The organism is Pseudomonas sp. LPH60, from assembly GCF_030718165.1.
Classification (GTDB): Bacteria; Pseudomonadota; Gammaproteobacteria; order Pseudomonadales; family Pseudomonadaceae; genus Aquipseudomonas; species Aquipseudomonas danubii.
The window spans coordinates 212,053-227,262 of record NZ_JAVAJH010000005.1 but is presented as its reverse complement, the minus strand read 5'-3'; the positions used below and the strand labels follow the sequence as shown (position 1 = coordinate 227,262).

The following is a 15,210-nucleotide window of genomic DNA, read 5'->3' as shown; positions in this document are numbered from 1 at the left end:
GCGTCTCCTTGCCGCCCTTGTTTGAGAGACCAATGGTCGGGCGATCACCATTGAACCCTGAATGCTCGTTCTTCGAACCGGGACTGTCGGGCATGCCACAGGCAGGCGCTGACAATCAGGAACCAGGGCTAGTGCGCACGGATCAAGGGAGAGAGGCGGTAGGAGGATTCAGTACCCCGACAAGCATTCAGTCCCTTGCAATACAGCGCTATTCCCTAGCTCCTCTCACGCTGGCACGCAAGAGCTCTTATCGAAGAGCGCGCAGGCTACTATTTCGCCTGCATGCTGTCCATGAAACGCCATGTAACAAGTGAAAAATCCAATAAAAAAGGCCGCGGTCAATGCTGACAGCAGCCTTTTTGTCACTCAGAACGCCAACTTTTCAGCAGCCTCTGCCGAATCCTTCGTCATCGCCTGGTGGAACTGCTCGGCACTGATTTCGCTGAGCGTGGTGTAACCGTCGTAATGGTAAAAACGCTGTTTGTCCCGTGCATAGCGGTCCGCAAGAAACTCCAGGCTGGCCAGGTCGATGCGCTTGGCACTCACCGGGCGCCGGCCACAGAACAGCTTGCGCGTGCCCAGCTGCAAGAAATCCGGATGGGGAACCCTCACTTCTTCCGGGCTGAACTCCACCTCCAGCGCCTTGCCGGCAGAAAACATCTGCGTCGCGCTGAAGGCGTAGCTGCCCATGAAGCGCGTGTGGGCCGGGTCGAGGTTCCTTTTTCTTTCGCTGTAGTAGTACACCGCGCCCTTATCCCTGGCCCAGCCATGCCCACAAGACTCGAAGCTGGCCAGATCCGCCTTACCCAGCGGCTCAGGCGCCTGATAAAAGACCCTGTGGCAAAAAACCGTCTGGCCATCGGTCAGATAGGGCCCACCCAGGGCACGGTACTGATCGACGGAGGCTGAAGAAAATCGCTCCGGCACCTGGGTCTCGGCACGATGAAAGGGGATCAGGTACAAGCCGTTGGCATCACCGCACAGGTGCGTGTCCAGCAGCTTGAAACTGCCGGCATCCAGACCATTGATAGCGCGACCATGAAAGTGCACCTGGTGCCCCAGCTCAAACCCCAAGCCGATGGAGCGCAGGGCGGGCGTTGTCGACGCTGGCTCACAGGGCTTTTGCAAACGGTGCCACCAGTAGCCCTGCAGCTGCGGGTGGGCCTCGAAGAACGCGGCCCACTCCTGCAGCATCCCGTCATCAATCACCCCAGCCGAACCGAGAGGGCCGTGCTTGTCGCCCACCAGCACCGGTGAATGGTTGTACTCACCGCGCTCCAGCCGGGCCACCACAAAACTCTGCACATCCACGTCCAGCGGCTTGTTGAACAGATAGGCGCGCTGCTCGTCGGCGTAGTAATGAAACCCCAGGTGGCGAAAACTCGGAGCATGGGCCCCGCGCAAGCGGGTGCCATTGCAGTAGACAAACTGGTCGTCCACAGCCACGTACGGGTCCGGCGTTTCACTGCGACTCAAGACTCGTCCCGCAGCATCGAACACCGACTCAACGCGGTTCAGCAAGCGAAAGTCGCCGACATAACGCAGGGTCTTCCCGGTCAGGAAGTAGGCCCGTTGGGCGTCCTTGGCGTAGCGCTCATTGAGCACACAGAACGTCGCCAGATCGGCCTTGTCGATGCGGTAGAAATACTCGTAGGCAATACCGGAGCCCTGCTGCGCCTGGACGATCACCGAATGCCCATCGGTGCCCCAGCGCCGGGCCAGCATGTGAAAACCGTCCGGATTGGCAATCGGCAACGGCGAACCGTCCTTCTGGTGCAGCGGCACGCCGCCCCGGCAGACCTGATCATTGATCACCTGATAAGCCGGATGGTTGGTGCCACGCACCCGGTCCTCGGCGCTGGCGATCACCCGTGCGCCCAGGAAGACCTTGGCGCCGTCACTGAACAGCACCGCAGATGAAGGCCAGTCCTCCGGCACCGGGTCCAGCAGCGCCAGACGCTCTGGGTGTGCGTCCTCGATCAGCGCCAGCCCATAGTCGTGACAGAAGTAGGCCCGCTGGTGATCGCTCCAATGGTCATGGCCAAGGCTTCGCAACCCGCGACACACGCGCATCGGCAACGCCTGCAACGGGTGGTAGCCGTAACGTTCGAAGTAACGGGGCAAGGCAAAGTAATCGGCCCGGGCATCACGCAGCAGGTGCCGATGAACACGATGGCGCCAGAGCGGTTCGCCCTCTACCAGGGGGGAAACCGGGTATTGCTCGGCCGCGGCCTGAGAAGCCTGCTCAGCCGGCGTCCGCCCCTCACGCTGCAGCATGAGGTACACGTCCCGGGCCCGCTCCTCCACCAACAGCGCCCCCTCCATAAAGGCAAACCCCTGATGCCATTCAAGGTCGAGCTTTTCCCACTCGGCAAAATCCATGTCCAAGCCCTTCATCGCTGCATCCCAAGCTGACCGAGCGGTGGATTATCAGCAGGCGACCTGCGAGCGTAAAGCGCCCCGACGCCAGACCGCGACTGAGCATCAGCCCGCCACAAACAGACATGCCACCTCGCATTCGGACATGAAAAAGGCCGCGGTCATCTCTGAGCGCAGCCTTTTTCCACAAGCAGTGAATCAAACCGTCAGTTCAGCGCCAGAGCCCCGCTGCGCTCGGCCTTGCGCCGACGGGCCACCAACAGGCCCGCAGCGATGACGATGACACTGAGCAGGCCAGTGGCGAGGATCTCCACCCGATGCTCTTCCTGGAACAGCATGATGCCCAGGATCGCGACGATGAACACGATCACCGCGTAGGTCAGGCCTGGGAACAGCCACATGCGGAAGGCGATCTTCTCGCCGACGGCCATGCGTTTCTGGCGCATGCGCAGTTGCGATACGGCAATCACCAGGTAGACCAGCAAGGCAATGGCGCCGGAACTGGCCAGGAGGAACTCGAACACCGCAGCCGGCGCTACATAGTTGGCGAACACCGCAAGGAAGGCCGCAGCGGTGGACAGGATCACCGCCCAATATGGCGTGCCGCTGGCATTAGTGCGCTTGGCCACAGCCGGAGCATCGCCCCGCTTGCCCAGGGAGAAGAGCATGCGCGAGGCGGTGTAGAGCGCCGAGTTCAGGCAACTGGTCACGGCCACCAGCACCACCAGATCGACGATCAGCTTGGCGTTGGGAATGCCCATGCGATCGAGCACGGTCTGGTAGGAACCGACCTGGGCCAGGCTTGGGTCGTTCCACGGCACCAGGGCCACGACGATGAAGATCGACACCAGGTAGAACAGACCGATCCGCCAGATCACCGAATTGGTGGCCTTGGAAATCTGTTTGCCCGGGTTGTGGGATTCCGCCGCAGCGATGGTGACGATCTCGGTCCCCATGAAGGAGAACATGGTGGTCAGCATGGCGGCCAACACCGCGCCCATGCCGTTGGGCATGAAGCCTTGGGTGTCCACCAGGTGCGAGACGCCGCTGACCTGGCTGCTGGGCAGCAAGCCACAGATGGCGGCGAGGCCGAGGATCACGAAGCCGATGATGGCCACCACCTTGATCAAGGCGAACCAGAACTCGAACTCGCCGTAGTTCTTCACGCTGAACAGGTTGGTAGCGGTCAGCAGCAGGGTGATCACCAGGGTGAAGACCCAGATCGCCACGTTGGGGAACCAGGCATGCAGGATGGTTGCAGCGGCGTTGGCTTCCAGCGGGATCACCAGCACCCAGAACCACCAGTACAGCCAACCGATGGTGAAACCGGCCCAGTGGCCAATGGCCCGATCGGCGTAGGTCGAGAACGACCCGGTGTCCGGCGAGGCGACGGCCATTTCCGCCAGCATGCGCATCACCAGCACCACCAGGGTGCCGGCGGCGGCGTAAGCCAGCAGCACGGCCGGACCGGCCTCGGCGATGGCGTGGCCGGAGCCGACGAAGAGACCCGCGCCGATAACGCCGGCGATCGACAGCATGGTCACATGCCGTGGTTTGAGCCCCTGTTCGAGGTCATTGGAGAGTTGCGTACCGCTCATGAAAAGCACCTTTGCAACGAAAAAAGAGTCACTCCACCCGGTCTGCATTCGTTCTCGTAAAAAGAATTCAACAGGGCGTTCTTTATTTCGTACGCAAGAATTGCGCCAAAATGTTACAGAGTCCCGGACAACAGGGGGTTGGCGAGCCGACCGATGGAAATCCCAAGTCATTGAGAATAATGGTATTTCGCCACTTCGTTACCGGGCGACTCACTTTGTAGGACGAAACAGCGCACCAGAAACACACCCCCAAAGTGCGTGATGCACAATTAGGAAGCAGATCCATGACCTTTGGCCCGTTAACCCTTCCAACACCCGGCCAAAGCTGGCACCATCGCGCCTTTTTTTACGCGACACCTACCGGATTTCAGGCGAATTCAGGGTTCAAACGGGCGTTCGGTTGTTGATGGGGCGACAGTCTTCTGTGCTGATGCGACAACCTGCCACATACCCTCTGTTTACCTCCGGTAGCGCTGTTGGCTGCGCTTGGAACCCTATGCTAGCTTGGCGCCTCGCCAGGAAGGCCGCCAACAGCAGGAGCACAATGAACTCTATGAGGACCGCACATGGCTGAGGCCACGCCCGCGCTTGAAATCCGCAACTTGCACAAACGCTACGGCACTCAGGAGGTACTCAAAGGTATCTCGCTGACCGCACGCGACGGTGACGTGATATCGATCCTGGGTTCCTCCGGCTCCGGCAAGTCCACTTTCCTGCGTTGCATCAACCTGCTGGAAAACCCGCACCAGGGCCAGATCCTGGTGGCCGGCGAAGAGCTCAAGCTCAAGGCCGCGAAAAACGGCGAGCTGGTGGCCGCCGACGGCAAGCAGATCAACCGCCTGCGCAGCGAAATCGGGTTCGTCTTCCAGAATTTCAATCTCTGGCCACACATGAGCGTGCTCGACAACATCATCGAGGCACCGCGCCGGGTGCTGGGCCAGAGCAAGGCCGAGGCCATCGAAGTGGCCGAAGCGCTGCTGGCCAAGGTCGGTATCGCCGACAAGCGCCACGCCTACCCGGCCCAGCTGTCTGGCGGCCAGCAGCAACGCGCCGCCATCGCCCGCACTCTGGCGATGCAACCCAAAGTCATCCTGTTCGACGAGCCGACCTCGGCCCTGGACCCGGAAATGGTCCAGGAAGTCCTCAACGTGATCCGCGCCCTGGCCGACGAAGGCCGTACCATGCTGCTGGTCACCCATGAAATGAGCTTTGCCCGCCAGGTCTCCAGTGAAGTGGTATTCCTTCACCAGGGCCTGATCGAAGAGCAGGGATCGCCACAGCAGGTCTTCGAGAACCCGCTTTCGGCACGCTGCAAACAATTCATGTCCAGCAACCGCTAACGGAGCTACACGCATGCAGAGCTATAAGAAGATCCTCCTGGCCGCTGCCGTCACTCTGGCTTTCAGCGCCAGCGCTGCCGCCGAAACCCTGAAAATGGGCATCGAGGCCGCCTACCCACCGTTCAACAACAAGGATGCCAGCGGCCAGGTGGTCGGCTTCGACAAGGACATCGGCGACGCCCTGTGCGCCAAGATGAAGGTCGAATGCACCGTGGTCACTTCCGACTGGGACGGCATCATTCCGGCCCTGAACGCGAAGAAGTTCGACTTCCTGATCTCCTCGCTGTCGATCACCGACGAGCGCAAGCAGGCGGTGGACTTCACCGACCCGTACTACTCCAACAAGCTGCAGTTCATCGCCCCTAAAGACAAAACCGACTTCAAGACCGACAAGGCCTCGCTCAAGGGCAAGATCATCGGCGCGCAACGGGCGACCCTGGCCGGCACCTGGCTGGAAGACAACCTAGGTGACGACATCACCATCAAGCTCTACGACACCCAGGAAAACGCCTACCTGGACCTGACCTCTGGCCGCCTGGACGCGATCCTGGCCGACAAGTACGTCAACTACGAGTGGCTGAAAAGCGAAGCCGGCAAGCCTTACGAGTTCAAGGGCGACCCGGTTGAAGAAAGCGACAAGATCGGGATTGCCGTGCGCAAGAAAGATCCACTGCGCGAGAGACTCAACGCCGCCCTGAAGGAAATCGTGGCCGACGGCACTTACAAGAAGATCAACGACAAGTACTTCCCGTTCAGCATCTATTGATACTGACTTGCCTGACCGGCGCCTGCCCCCTGGGCGCCGGTCCTTAGCAAAGCCATCCAGACCCCATGAATATCGATCTCTACGGATTCGGCCCGGCGCTCGCCGCCGGCGCGCTGATGACCGTCAAGCTGGCCCTCTCGGCATTGTGCCTGGGGCTGGTGCTCGGTCTGCTCGGCGCCTTGGCCAAGACTTCTCCGTACAAGCCGCTGCAATGGCTTGGCGGCGCTTATTCGACCCTGGTGCGCGGCGTTCCCGAGCTGCTCTGGGTCCTGCTCATCTACTTCGGTACGGTCAACCTGATGCGTGCCCTGGGCGAGTTCTTCGGCAACCCCGATCTTGAACTCAATGCCTTCGCCGCCGGGGTGATCGCCCTTGGCCTGTGCTTCGGCGCCTACGCCACCGAAGTGTTCCGCGGCGCGATCCTGGCCATTCCCAAGGGCCACCGTGAAGCCGGCATGGCCCTGGGCCTGTCGAAATGGCGGATCTTCACCCGGCTGATCATGCCGCAGATGTGGCGCATCGCCCTGCCGGGCCTGGGCAACCTGTTCATGATCCTGATGAAGGACACCGCCCTGGTGTCGGTGATCGGCCTGGAAGAAATCATGCGTCACTCGCAGATTGCCGTGACCGTTTCCAAGCAGCCGTTCACCTTCTATATGGTCGCCGCCTTCATGTACCTGGGCCTGACCGTGCTGGCCATGACCGGCATGCACTTCCTGGAAAAACGCGCCGCTCGCGGCTTCGCAAGGAGCGCCCAATGAACTGGGAAGTGATCATCAAATGGCTGCCAAAGCTGGCTCAGGGTGCAACCCTGACCCTGGAGCTGGTGGCCATCGCGGTCATCGCCGGCCTGCTGCTGGCGATCCCCCTGGGCATCGCCCGCTCATCACGGCTGTGGTACGTGCGCGCCCTGCCCTACGCCTACATTTTCTTCTTCCGCGGCACACCGCTGCTGGTACAGCTGTTCCTGGTGTACTACGGGCTGGCGCAGTTCGATGCGGTGCGTGAAAGCGCACTGTGGCCCTATCTGCGCGATCCGTTCTGGTGCGCCACCGTGACCATGACCCTGCACACTGCGGCCTACATCGCCGAGATCCTGCGCGGTGCGATCCAGGCCATCCCGCCGGGTGAAATCGAGGCCGCGCGGGCCCTGGGCATGTCCCGACCCAAGACGCTGCTCTACATCATCCTGCCGCGCGCTGCGCGCATCGGCCTGCCGGCCTACAGCAACGAAGTGATCCTGATGCTCAAGGCCAGTGCCCTGGCCAGCACCGTAACCCTGCTGGAACTGACCGGCATGGCACGCACCATCATTGCCCGCACCTACCTGCCGGTGGAGATTTTCTTCGCCGCCGGGCTGTTCTACCTGGTGATGGCCTACGTCCTGGTACGCGGCTTCAAGCTGCTGGAACGCTGGCTGCGAGTCGACGCCTGCCAGGGACGCTGACCTTCCCCCGCTCCCGCCCGGGAGCGGGCCTGCCCGGACCCACCGCCCATGCCCTCGATCCTCCAAGGCCCCGCGCTGCTCGATCGCTTCCAGGCCCTGGACGGCTTCCTGCTTGAACACCAGGCGCTCTGGCGCCCGCGCCCGTTCCACCATCTGCAACTGCCGTGGGAATCCACTCATCCCGAACTGGCCCAGTGGCTAAGCCAACGCTCCCTGGAAGACGCCGAAGCGGCCCACAACCATCCGCAGCAGCTCCAGGCGCCGGCGCCCTTTGCCCAACTGGCGGAGCAGGCCCAAGCACTCGGCGCGCTGGGCGAACTTCCCATAAAGGCACTGCCCGCGCCTCACCCGCGCCTCAATGTCGACGTGCCCGGGCGTAAATGGCAGCAGATCGAAGCCTTCGCCGCCTGCCTGCAATTCGACCGCGCTCCGACTCACTGGCTTGACTGGTGCTCCGGCAAGGGCCACCTCGGCAGGCGTCTACTGCAACCCGGGCAGCAACTGACCTGCCTGGAATACGACCCGGCGCTGATCGACAGTGGCGAGCAACTGAGCCGGCACCACGGTTTGCCCGCGCGTCATGTGCAACAGGACGTGCTGGCCGATGACACGCCCCAGCAGCTCTGCGCCGAGCACAGTCCGGTGGCCCTGCACGCGTGCGGCGATCTGCATGTGCGCTTGATCCAGCTGGCCAGCCAGCAGGGTTGTCCACAGCTGGCCATTGCCCCGTGCTGCTACAACCGCACCCGCGCCAGCCACTACCGGGGCTTATCCACAGCGGCCCAGGCCTCGCGCCTGGAACTGTCCCTGGAGGACCTGGCCCTGCCCATGAGCGAAACCGTCACCGCCGGCGCTCGGGTCCGGCGCCAGCGCGACTGCTCCATGGCCCGGCGCCTGGCCTTCGACCTGCTGCAACGGCAAGTACGTGGGCTCGACCAATACCTGCCGACACCCTCGCTGCCCAGCCACTGGCTGGACAAACCCTTCGCCGACTACTGCCGCGACCTGGCCGCCCTCAAGGACTTATCCACAGTCGATTGCCAGGATTGGGCCGCCCTCGAAGCCGCCGGCTGGCAACGCCTGGCCCAGGTGCGCAACCTGGAACTGTTGCGGGGCCTGTTCCGCCGCCCGCTGGAATTGTGGCTGGTGCTGGACCGTGCGCTGTTCCTGCAAGAACAGGGCTATGCCGTGCGTCTCGGAACCTTCTGCCAGGCCCCCTTGACCCCGCGCAATCTGCTACTGCTGGCAGAACGTCCATAACCTGCCGCTGCACCGGCTCTAGCCGAAGTTCGTCGTGCAGGCCCCCTGCGGCCAGTGACCTTGTAAAACGGACATCGGACACCCCATGGGAAACCCACAACCCATTGAAAGCCACCGATCAGGCCGGGGGCTGTCCGCAACTTCACAAAAGAAAAAAACCAAGCGCATGACGCCTACTAGTCTCTAAGGCGTGCAGGGCATATGCCGCACTCAAGCCACAGCTCTGGCGCAACTCAAGCGGTCATGTTTCGACAGGAAGTCGCCAAGCTCACCATCACTGACAGGGAGTCAACCATGAACATCATCGACCCTCAGGCACCCACCTACGAAACCCTGCAAAAGGGTTTCAACTTACGTTGGCCACCCAGTATCGAACAGGGCGCGAACCGAATTTATGTGTGTACGACACCTGATGAAGTTCTGACGGCAGCCAATACAGCACTGCATGATGGCTATCGCATCACGGTGCGCAGTGGCGGCCACTGCTACGAGGGCTTTGTTTCCAACAAGTTGAGCGGCGAGACACAAAACCTGGCGATTATCGACCTCGGTGAAATGAAAGGCCTGAAGTACGACGAGAGCCAAACCATCACTTCGCCCTGGGATAGCCAGAACAAGACGTATCGTTTCATGGCATTGACCGGCAATCAGAACTGGGACGGCTACCTGTCGCTGTACAAGCAGGCCGGGCGCACCCTTCCTGGCGGCTCATGTTATTCGGTCGGTTTGGGCGGGCACATCAGCGGCGGCGGTTACGGTTTGTTATCGCGCCTTCAGGGCTTGACCGTGGACTGGGTCACCGGCGTCGACCTTCTTGTGCCTGTGGAAAACTCGCAGCAACTGGAGTTCCGGCATGTTCGCGCGGACAGCCCGTCGAACAACGACAAGGCATTGTTCACCGCCTGTTGCGGGGCCGGCGGCGGCAACTTCGGCATCATCATCGGCTACTACTTCGACCAACTCCCACAAGCCCCGCAACAAGCCTACTGGATTCCCCTGGCCTACCCGTGGAAAGAACTGATTCCCAACTTCTCGAACTTCCTGCGGGCCTATTGGCAATGGTTCTCGGATAACGACGCCAACGCGACCAGCCCGGTGGAAGGCATTGGCAACGGTGGCTTGTTCACCCTGCTGAAACTCAACCATGTGGATACCTCCGACCATGTGGTGCTGGCGATCCAGTACACCGGCCCCAATGGCCGGGTCGGCGGCGCCAACGATATCCCGCTCAACGACTTCATCAGCAAGATGAACGCCGCGGCGGGCATCACGCCGACCCTGCATGACGGCTTTATCGCGCCTAACATTGCCCCGCTCAGGCACCCGCTCGCCGGCAGGAAGTTCAGAGGCGCGGTGCCTGAGCACACGGCGATGGACTGGCTGTACGTCACGCAAATGATCAACGGCTCGGGCAACAATCAGCGGGGTAAATACAAGTCTGACTATCAGGTCGAACAGTTCTCCGAACAGGCCTGCAACGCCCTGCTGACGCACTTGACCGAAGCCACGCCAGACAAACGCTTCAGCCAGTCGCTGGTACAGATCGACTCCTACGGCGGGGCGATCAATAAAAAGGGCGTGGGCACCACCGCGGTTCCGCAAAGAAGCTCCCTGCTCAAAGCCCAATACCAGACGTACTGGACCCACGCTGCCGACGACGCGGTGCAAATCGCCTGGATCCGCAACATCTTCACCGCCGTGCACGGCGGCAAGCCCAAGCGCCCCACCTACGATGGCTGCTACATCAACTACCCCGATGTCGACATGAAATACACCGCCACCGGCACGGTAGACCCCGACTGGCTGAACTTGTACTACGGCTGGAACAGCGAACTCATCAACAGACTGTCCAACTTGAAAGCCGCCATCGACCCCAACAACCTGTTTCGTCATGAACTGTCCATTCCGGCCACAAAGGCCGAGTAGGTCGCAGCCTGGCCCCCGGCGGCATGACCACAGCCTGCTCGGCTGAGCCTGCGTCGCAGGTTCGATGAGCAGGCTGTGGAGCCGTGCGACAGGCTGTCGCGACCTGTGGATAAGTCTGTTGATGGAATTCTGGCAAAGCCTTTGATTGCATGGCGCTGAAGGACTTTTGCAGACTGGTCATTTTTTGTTCACAAAATAAAAGCCCGAAAAAACAGCCAGTTGCATAAAGATGAGAACGGCTCCACAAATCCGACAGTTCCCGGCCCTGGCGACCCATCCGTTGTGCATAAACACCTGAGCGAACGGGCATAACGCCCTGCGCCCAGGTGCCAGGGAGCGACCTCAGGCAAGGGCCTGATAGTGCCCCTTACTCATCGGCCCGCGCCGGGATCCACCACTCTTCGCCCCGGGCGGTGCTGATGTACTCCGGCCAGCGGAAATCATGGGGCACCTTGAAGTCCTCGGGCAGCAGCGGCGCCTGCCAGCGGCTGCCGCCGATACCGCCGCCGGTACGTTCGACGAACTCGGCCTTGGCCGCGCTGAGCAACGCCTCGTCGGTCAGCAGGTCGACCAGGGTCGCGGCGATAGTCTTGGCGGCGACCTCGATCATCGGGTCGATGGTCTGGCGAATGCCGCCCAGGGCGTTGGACACCCAGTCCGGATAGACCGTGCCCGGCGGCGCGCTGAGCATCGGCCGGGCCACCAGCAGGCGCACGGTCGGGCAGTGCCAGGTGTATTCCGGGTAGTCGTCGGAGGTCAGGTAGTTCTGCCAGGCCGGCATTTGCAGACGCATCTGGCGCTCGCATTCCTGGGGCTCGATCAAGGCTTCGGTGGCCGGCAGGAAGGGCTTGTCCATGGCTTCAAGGCCGAGGTTGCGCTGGATCTCGCGGGCGATTTCCCGGGCTTCCTCATCCCACTGCGGGGCGCCTACCGCCGCCAGGTTGTCGTAGGTGGCCTGGGCCATGACGTGGTTGGGCAGACCGCCCCGGGACTTGCAGACCCAGGTCTTTTTCCAGCGACAACCGGTGGCCATGGCCGCCGCGGCGGCATTGTTGTCCATGACCTGGGAGATGGTTTCGGCCTGCTCGATGGAGTCGCAACGCAGCAGGTACTGGATCTGCGACAGGTGCGGCGGCAGGTTGTCGGCGGTGGCCTGGCCGGCGGTGAGAATCGCCTCGTTGTAGCTCCACAGGCCGGTGAACGGCAGGGTCGAGCGACGCAGACTTTCGTTGAGGGTGTAGAAATGCACCAGGGCGTCGTTGGCCCCCGGTGCTCGGGCCGCCAGGTGGTTCTGCGGAATCGGGCTGTAACGATCGGCGGCGATCCAGTTCTGCGGGTCCTCGCAGGTGAAGCTGTAGATGTAGGCGTAGGCGATGCCGCAGTGCGTGTCCCAGGTGGTGGTGTTGTTCAGCGGCAGCATGTAGGTGGGGTGAAAGCTGATGGCCGCGTCGAGGTCGTCGTAGTAGCCCTTGGCGGCGTGGACCGGCTTGGAGGCGCGGAGTTTTTCCGCCGGCTCGCCGAAGAACCTGATGCTGCCCTGCAGGCCGAATTCCACCATGGTCGCCTTGGCCGCCAGGGCCCCGCCGAGGGCGCTGATGCCCAGGGCCGAATGCGGGTCGGTGTGCCCCGGGGCAAAGCGCGACAGGCCCTCGCGCGGCTGCTTGCGGGTGGTCGCCGCCTGACAGTTGCCGGGCACCGCATCGTACTCGCCGTAGGTGGCCAGCAACGGGCCCTGGCCCTGGGTGAAGGTGGCGCAGAAGGCCGTGGGCATGCCGCCGCTGCCGCGCTCGACGGTGAAGCCCTCGGCCTCCAGCAGTTCGACATACCAGGCACAGGACTTGTACTCGCGGAACGCCGGCTCGGCGTAATGCCAGATGATCTGGTGCCAGTCCGACAGTTGCTGGCGGTGGCGCTCAACCCAATCGAGAGCGAATGCTTTGTAGCGGGACATGCGCGGCACTCCTGGTTATCCAGGTTCCGGCCGGCCGCTGCCCGGACGCCTCGGCACCCGTGCAAGACCTGCAGGACCTCTTGTTGTTATAGGGATGGTCCGGTCGGTTGCGGCCCGGATCGAGGTCCAGTATTGGTGAAGCAGCTGCGACATCAATCGAATTTTTTCGCCAGCAATGTCAAAGAAAATTGACCAGTTCGGCGCCATCGCGGCCCATACTGCGACGCGGCCGGCCCCTCCTCGGGGCCCTGCCTGGGCAGCACCCAGGTACCGGCCGGTCCCCTTCGAAGACAGGTTTCCTTGACCCGGAGTTTGCATGCGCTATCCCTCGATCACTGCCCTGCGCGCCCTCGACGCCGTGGCCCGGCTCGGTAGCGTGACCGCCGCCGCCCAGCAACTGAGCCTGACCCGCAGCGCCATCAGCCACCAGATCATCAGCCTGGAACAGAGCCTGGGTTTTGCCCTCACCGAACGGGTCGGGCGCGGCATCGGCCTGACCTACCAGGGCGAGTGCTACGCCCGGGAAGTACGGCGCATCCTCGCGGACATCCAGGACGCCGGGCGGCGTTTCGACGGCCAGGCGGTGTCGGGCAAATTGCGCATCAGCTGCAATCCGGGCTTTGCCAGTTTCTGGCTGTGCAACCACATCAACGGCTTCCTGCGCCAATACCCCCAGGTGCAGCTGCAGGTGGTCAGCCCTCGGGCCCAGGACGACACCAGCGACGCCGAGGCCGACCTGTTCATCGCCTATGGCATCGGCGACTGGCCGGGGCTGCTGGTGGAGCAGATCGTCACCCTGCGCTTTTCACCGGTGTGCAGTCCGCGCCTGATCAACGCCATCGGCGGTTTGAAGAGCCCGCTGGACCTCAAGGACTTTCCGTTGATCCACATGAGCGACAGCAGCGACTGGCGGGTCTGGCTGGCGGCCGCCGGTGCCAGCCAGGTCAACCCCGACCGTGGCATTACCTTCTCCGACGCCCATTGCGCGCAATCCGCCTGTATCGCCGCCCAGGGTGTGGCCATCGGCGACAACCTGCTCAGCGGCGATGCCCTGGCCCGGGGGCTGCTGGTGCGCCCGTTCGATATCAGCATCAGCGCCCTGCGCGGTTATTTCCTGGTGATCGATCCGGCCAAGGCCGAGCGGCCAGCGGTCCAGGCCTTCAGCGACTGGCTGAAAAACCAGCTGCAGGCCAGTGCCCAAAGCATCAGTGACAGCCCGCTGATCGAGCCCTGAAAGCCGAGTCGAATGGGAAATTTCACTCACCAATGAGGCAAAAATTATTCCATTGATGTGGCGTTGCTTTTCACAATAATGAATCCACCACCTGCTGCACTCACAATAAAAATTCAATCGTGCAGGTGGGTTTCCGGGAGATCTCTGTAGTGTCCAGCAGCCCCTCGACTCAACTCAGCGCCCAAGGAATCAGCCAGTATTACGGCAACTTCACCGCCCTGGACGGCATCGATCTGGACGTTCGCCAAGGCGAATTCCTCACCCTGCTGGGCCCCTCCGGCTCAGGCAAGACCACCCTGTTGATGATCCTCGCAGGCTTTCTCAGCCCCAGCGCCGGCAAGCTGCTGGAGCGTGGCGTCGACATCAGCCGGCGCCCGGCGGAAAAACGCAACTACGGCATGGTGTTCCAGGGCTACGCCCTGTTCCCGCACATGAGCGTGGCCGACAACGTCGCCTATCCCTTGCGCATTCGTGGAGTGAAGGCCGAGGAGCGCCAGCGCCGGGTCAAGCACATCCTCGACGTGGTGGGCCTGGGGGCTCACCTGCACAAGAAGCCTTCCGAGCTGTCCGGCGGCCAGCAGCAACGGGTGGCCATCGCCCGGGCCCTGGTGTTCGAGCCGGACATGTTGCTGCTGGACGAGCCGCTGTCGGCCCTGGACAAGAACCTGCGCGAGCAACTGCAGACCGAGCTGCAACGCATCCACCGCCAGGTCGGCACCAGCTTCGTCTTCGTCACCCACGACCAGGGCGAAGCCCTGGCCCTGTCGACCCGCATCGCCATCTTCAACCAGGGACGACTGGCGCAGATCGATACCCCGGAAACCATCTACGACCGGCCGAAAAACCGCTTCGTCGCCGAGTTCCTCGGCAAGATGAACCTGTTCCCGCTGCAGGGCCTTTCCCGCAATGGCAGCCAGGCCAGCGGGCGCTTTGGCGACAGCCCGCTGCATGCCACCACGACCGGTGACATCAGCAACCAGCCGCAGTTGCTGGCGGTGCGCCCGGAACACATGACCCTGCACACCGAGCGCCCACAAGCCGGCGAACACAACGTGCTGCCCGCCTGCCTTGGCGAGCGGGTCTACCAGGGGTCCAGCACTCATCTGGCGCTGAACATCAGCCCGGAACTGGCGCCGGTCAATCTCTCGGTGCCCGGCGATCATCCCGGTGCCCGCTTGCCCAGTGGCACCCCGGTGTGGCTGAGCTGGCCGGTGCGCCACAGCTTCCTGCTGGAAGCCTGAGCCGACCACGCTCGCTGTCGAGCGTTTGCGTAGAAAGCCAATCACACTATCGGCCGGCGCCTGGCGCA

At 62.5% G+C, this 15,210-nt stretch carries 11 protein-coding genes; 8 read left to right on the top strand and 3 right to left on the bottom strand.

Features of this window, described 5'->3' with window-relative positions:
- Window positions 1-366: 366 nt before the first annotated feature.
- Complete coding sequence (locus tag Q8O96_RS19565; protein ID WP_305949267.1) at window positions 367-2,397, bottom strand: DKNYY domain-containing protein; 2,031 nt, start codon at window positions 2,395-2,397, stop codon at window positions 367-369.
- A 188-nt stretch (window positions 2,398-2,585) separates the two neighbouring features.
- The gene (gene gabP, locus Q8O96_RS19560) at window positions 2,586-3,977 is read right to left on the bottom strand and encodes a GABA permease (RefSeq protein ID WP_102862717.1); all 1,392 of its coding nucleotides are present in this window, start codon (window positions 3,975-3,977) and stop codon (window positions 2,586-2,588) included.
- Between the two features lie 566 nt (window positions 3,978-4,543).
- Here gabP and Q8O96_RS19555 point away from each other — a divergent pair.
- From Q8O96_RS19555 to Q8O96_RS19530, 6 genes are all read left to right on the top strand, one after another.
- On the top strand, window positions 4,544-5,317 hold the full coding sequence (locus tag Q8O96_RS19555; protein ID WP_102862716.1) for an ABC transporter ATP-binding protein: 774 nt from the start codon (window positions 4,544-4,546) through the stop codon (window positions 5,315-5,317).
- A 13-nt stretch (window positions 5,318-5,330) separates the two neighbouring features.
- Entirely contained in the window at window positions 5,331-6,083 is a 753-nt protein-coding gene (locus Q8O96_RS19550) for an ABC transporter substrate-binding protein (RefSeq protein WP_102862715.1), read from the top strand.
- Between the two features lie 65 nt (window positions 6,084-6,148).
- Window positions 6,149-6,844: an ABC transporter permease gene (locus tag Q8O96_RS19545; protein WP_016963587.1), complete on the top strand. Its 696-nt coding sequence runs from the start codon at window positions 6,149-6,151 to the stop codon at window positions 6,842-6,844.
- A complete protein-coding gene (locus tag Q8O96_RS19540) occupies window positions 6,841-7,530 on the top strand; it encodes an ABC transporter permease (protein WP_305949266.1) in 690 nt (229 codons plus the stop codon). Before Q8O96_RS19545 ends, Q8O96_RS19540 begins: the two co-directional genes overlap by 4 nt.
- Window positions 7,531-7,578: 48 nt before the next feature.
- Window positions 7,579-8,790 carry a methyltransferase gene (locus Q8O96_RS19535; protein WP_305949265.1) on the top strand — a complete coding sequence of 404 codons (1,212 nt, stop codon included), beginning with the start codon at window positions 7,579-7,581 and terminating at the stop codon, window positions 8,788-8,790.
- Between the two features lie 294 nt (window positions 8,791-9,084).
- A complete protein-coding gene (locus Q8O96_RS19530; protein WP_305949264.1) occupies window positions 9,085-10,716 on the top strand; it encodes a BBE domain-containing protein in 1,632 nt (543 codons plus the stop codon).
- Between the two features lie 367 nt (window positions 10,717-11,083).
- Here Q8O96_RS19530 and Q8O96_RS19525 read toward each other — a convergent pair whose 3' ends face one another.
- A complete protein-coding gene (locus Q8O96_RS19525) occupies window positions 11,084-12,667 on the bottom strand; it encodes an amidohydrolase (RefSeq protein WP_305949263.1) in 1,584 nt (527 codons plus the stop codon).
- Between the two features lie 316 nt (window positions 12,668-12,983).
- On the opposite strand from Q8O96_RS19525, the gene Q8O96_RS19520 reads away from it, so the two are divergent.
- Together Q8O96_RS19520 and Q8O96_RS19515 are read left to right on the top strand one after the other, a co-directional pair.
- Window positions 12,984-13,901: a LysR substrate-binding domain-containing protein gene (locus Q8O96_RS19520; protein ID WP_115581403.1), complete on the top strand. Its 918-nt coding sequence runs from the start codon at window positions 12,984-12,986 to the stop codon at window positions 13,899-13,901.
- A gap of 149 nt (window positions 13,902-14,050) precedes the next feature.
- On the top strand, window positions 14,051-15,142 hold the full coding sequence (locus Q8O96_RS19515; protein ID WP_060842205.1) for an ABC transporter ATP-binding protein: 1,092 nt from the start codon (window positions 14,051-14,053) through the stop codon (window positions 15,140-15,142).
- Window positions 15,143-15,210: the final 68 nt, after the last annotated feature.

What these genes read in the sequence shown, in the direction of transcription:
- Q8O96_RS19565 (WP_305949267.1), bottom strand. Translation starts at nt 2,397, where the DNA reads ATGAAGGGCTTGGACATGGATTTTGCCGAGTGGGAAAAGCTCGACCTT.
- gabP (WP_102862717.1), bottom strand. Translation starts at nt 3,977, where the DNA reads ATGAGCGGTACGCAACTCTCCAATGACCTCGAACAGGGGCTCAAACCA.
- Q8O96_RS19555 (WP_102862716.1), top strand. Translation starts at nt 4,544, where the DNA reads ATGGCTGAGGCCACGCCCGCGCTTGAAATCCGCAACTTGCACAAACGC.
- Q8O96_RS19550 (WP_102862715.1), top strand. Translation starts at nt 5,331, where the DNA reads ATGCAGAGCTATAAGAAGATCCTCCTGGCCGCTGCCGTCACTCTGGCT.
- Q8O96_RS19545 (WP_016963587.1), top strand. Translation starts at nt 6,149, where the DNA reads ATGAATATCGATCTCTACGGATTCGGCCCGGCGCTCGCCGCCGGCGCG.
- Q8O96_RS19540 (WP_305949266.1), top strand. Translation starts at nt 6,841, where the DNA reads ATGAACTGGGAAGTGATCATCAAATGGCTGCCAAAGCTGGCTCAGGGT.
- Q8O96_RS19535 (WP_305949265.1), top strand. Translation starts at nt 7,579, where the DNA reads ATGCCCTCGATCCTCCAAGGCCCCGCGCTGCTCGATCGCTTCCAGGCC.
- Q8O96_RS19530 (WP_305949264.1), top strand. Translation starts at nt 9,085, where the DNA reads ATGAACATCATCGACCCTCAGGCACCCACCTACGAAACCCTGCAAAAG.
- Q8O96_RS19525 (WP_305949263.1), bottom strand. Translation starts at nt 12,667, where the DNA reads ATGTCCCGCTACAAAGCATTCGCTCTCGATTGGGTTGAGCGCCACCGC.
- Q8O96_RS19520 (WP_115581403.1), top strand. Translation starts at nt 12,984, where the DNA reads ATGCGCTATCCCTCGATCACTGCCCTGCGCGCCCTCGACGCCGTGGCC.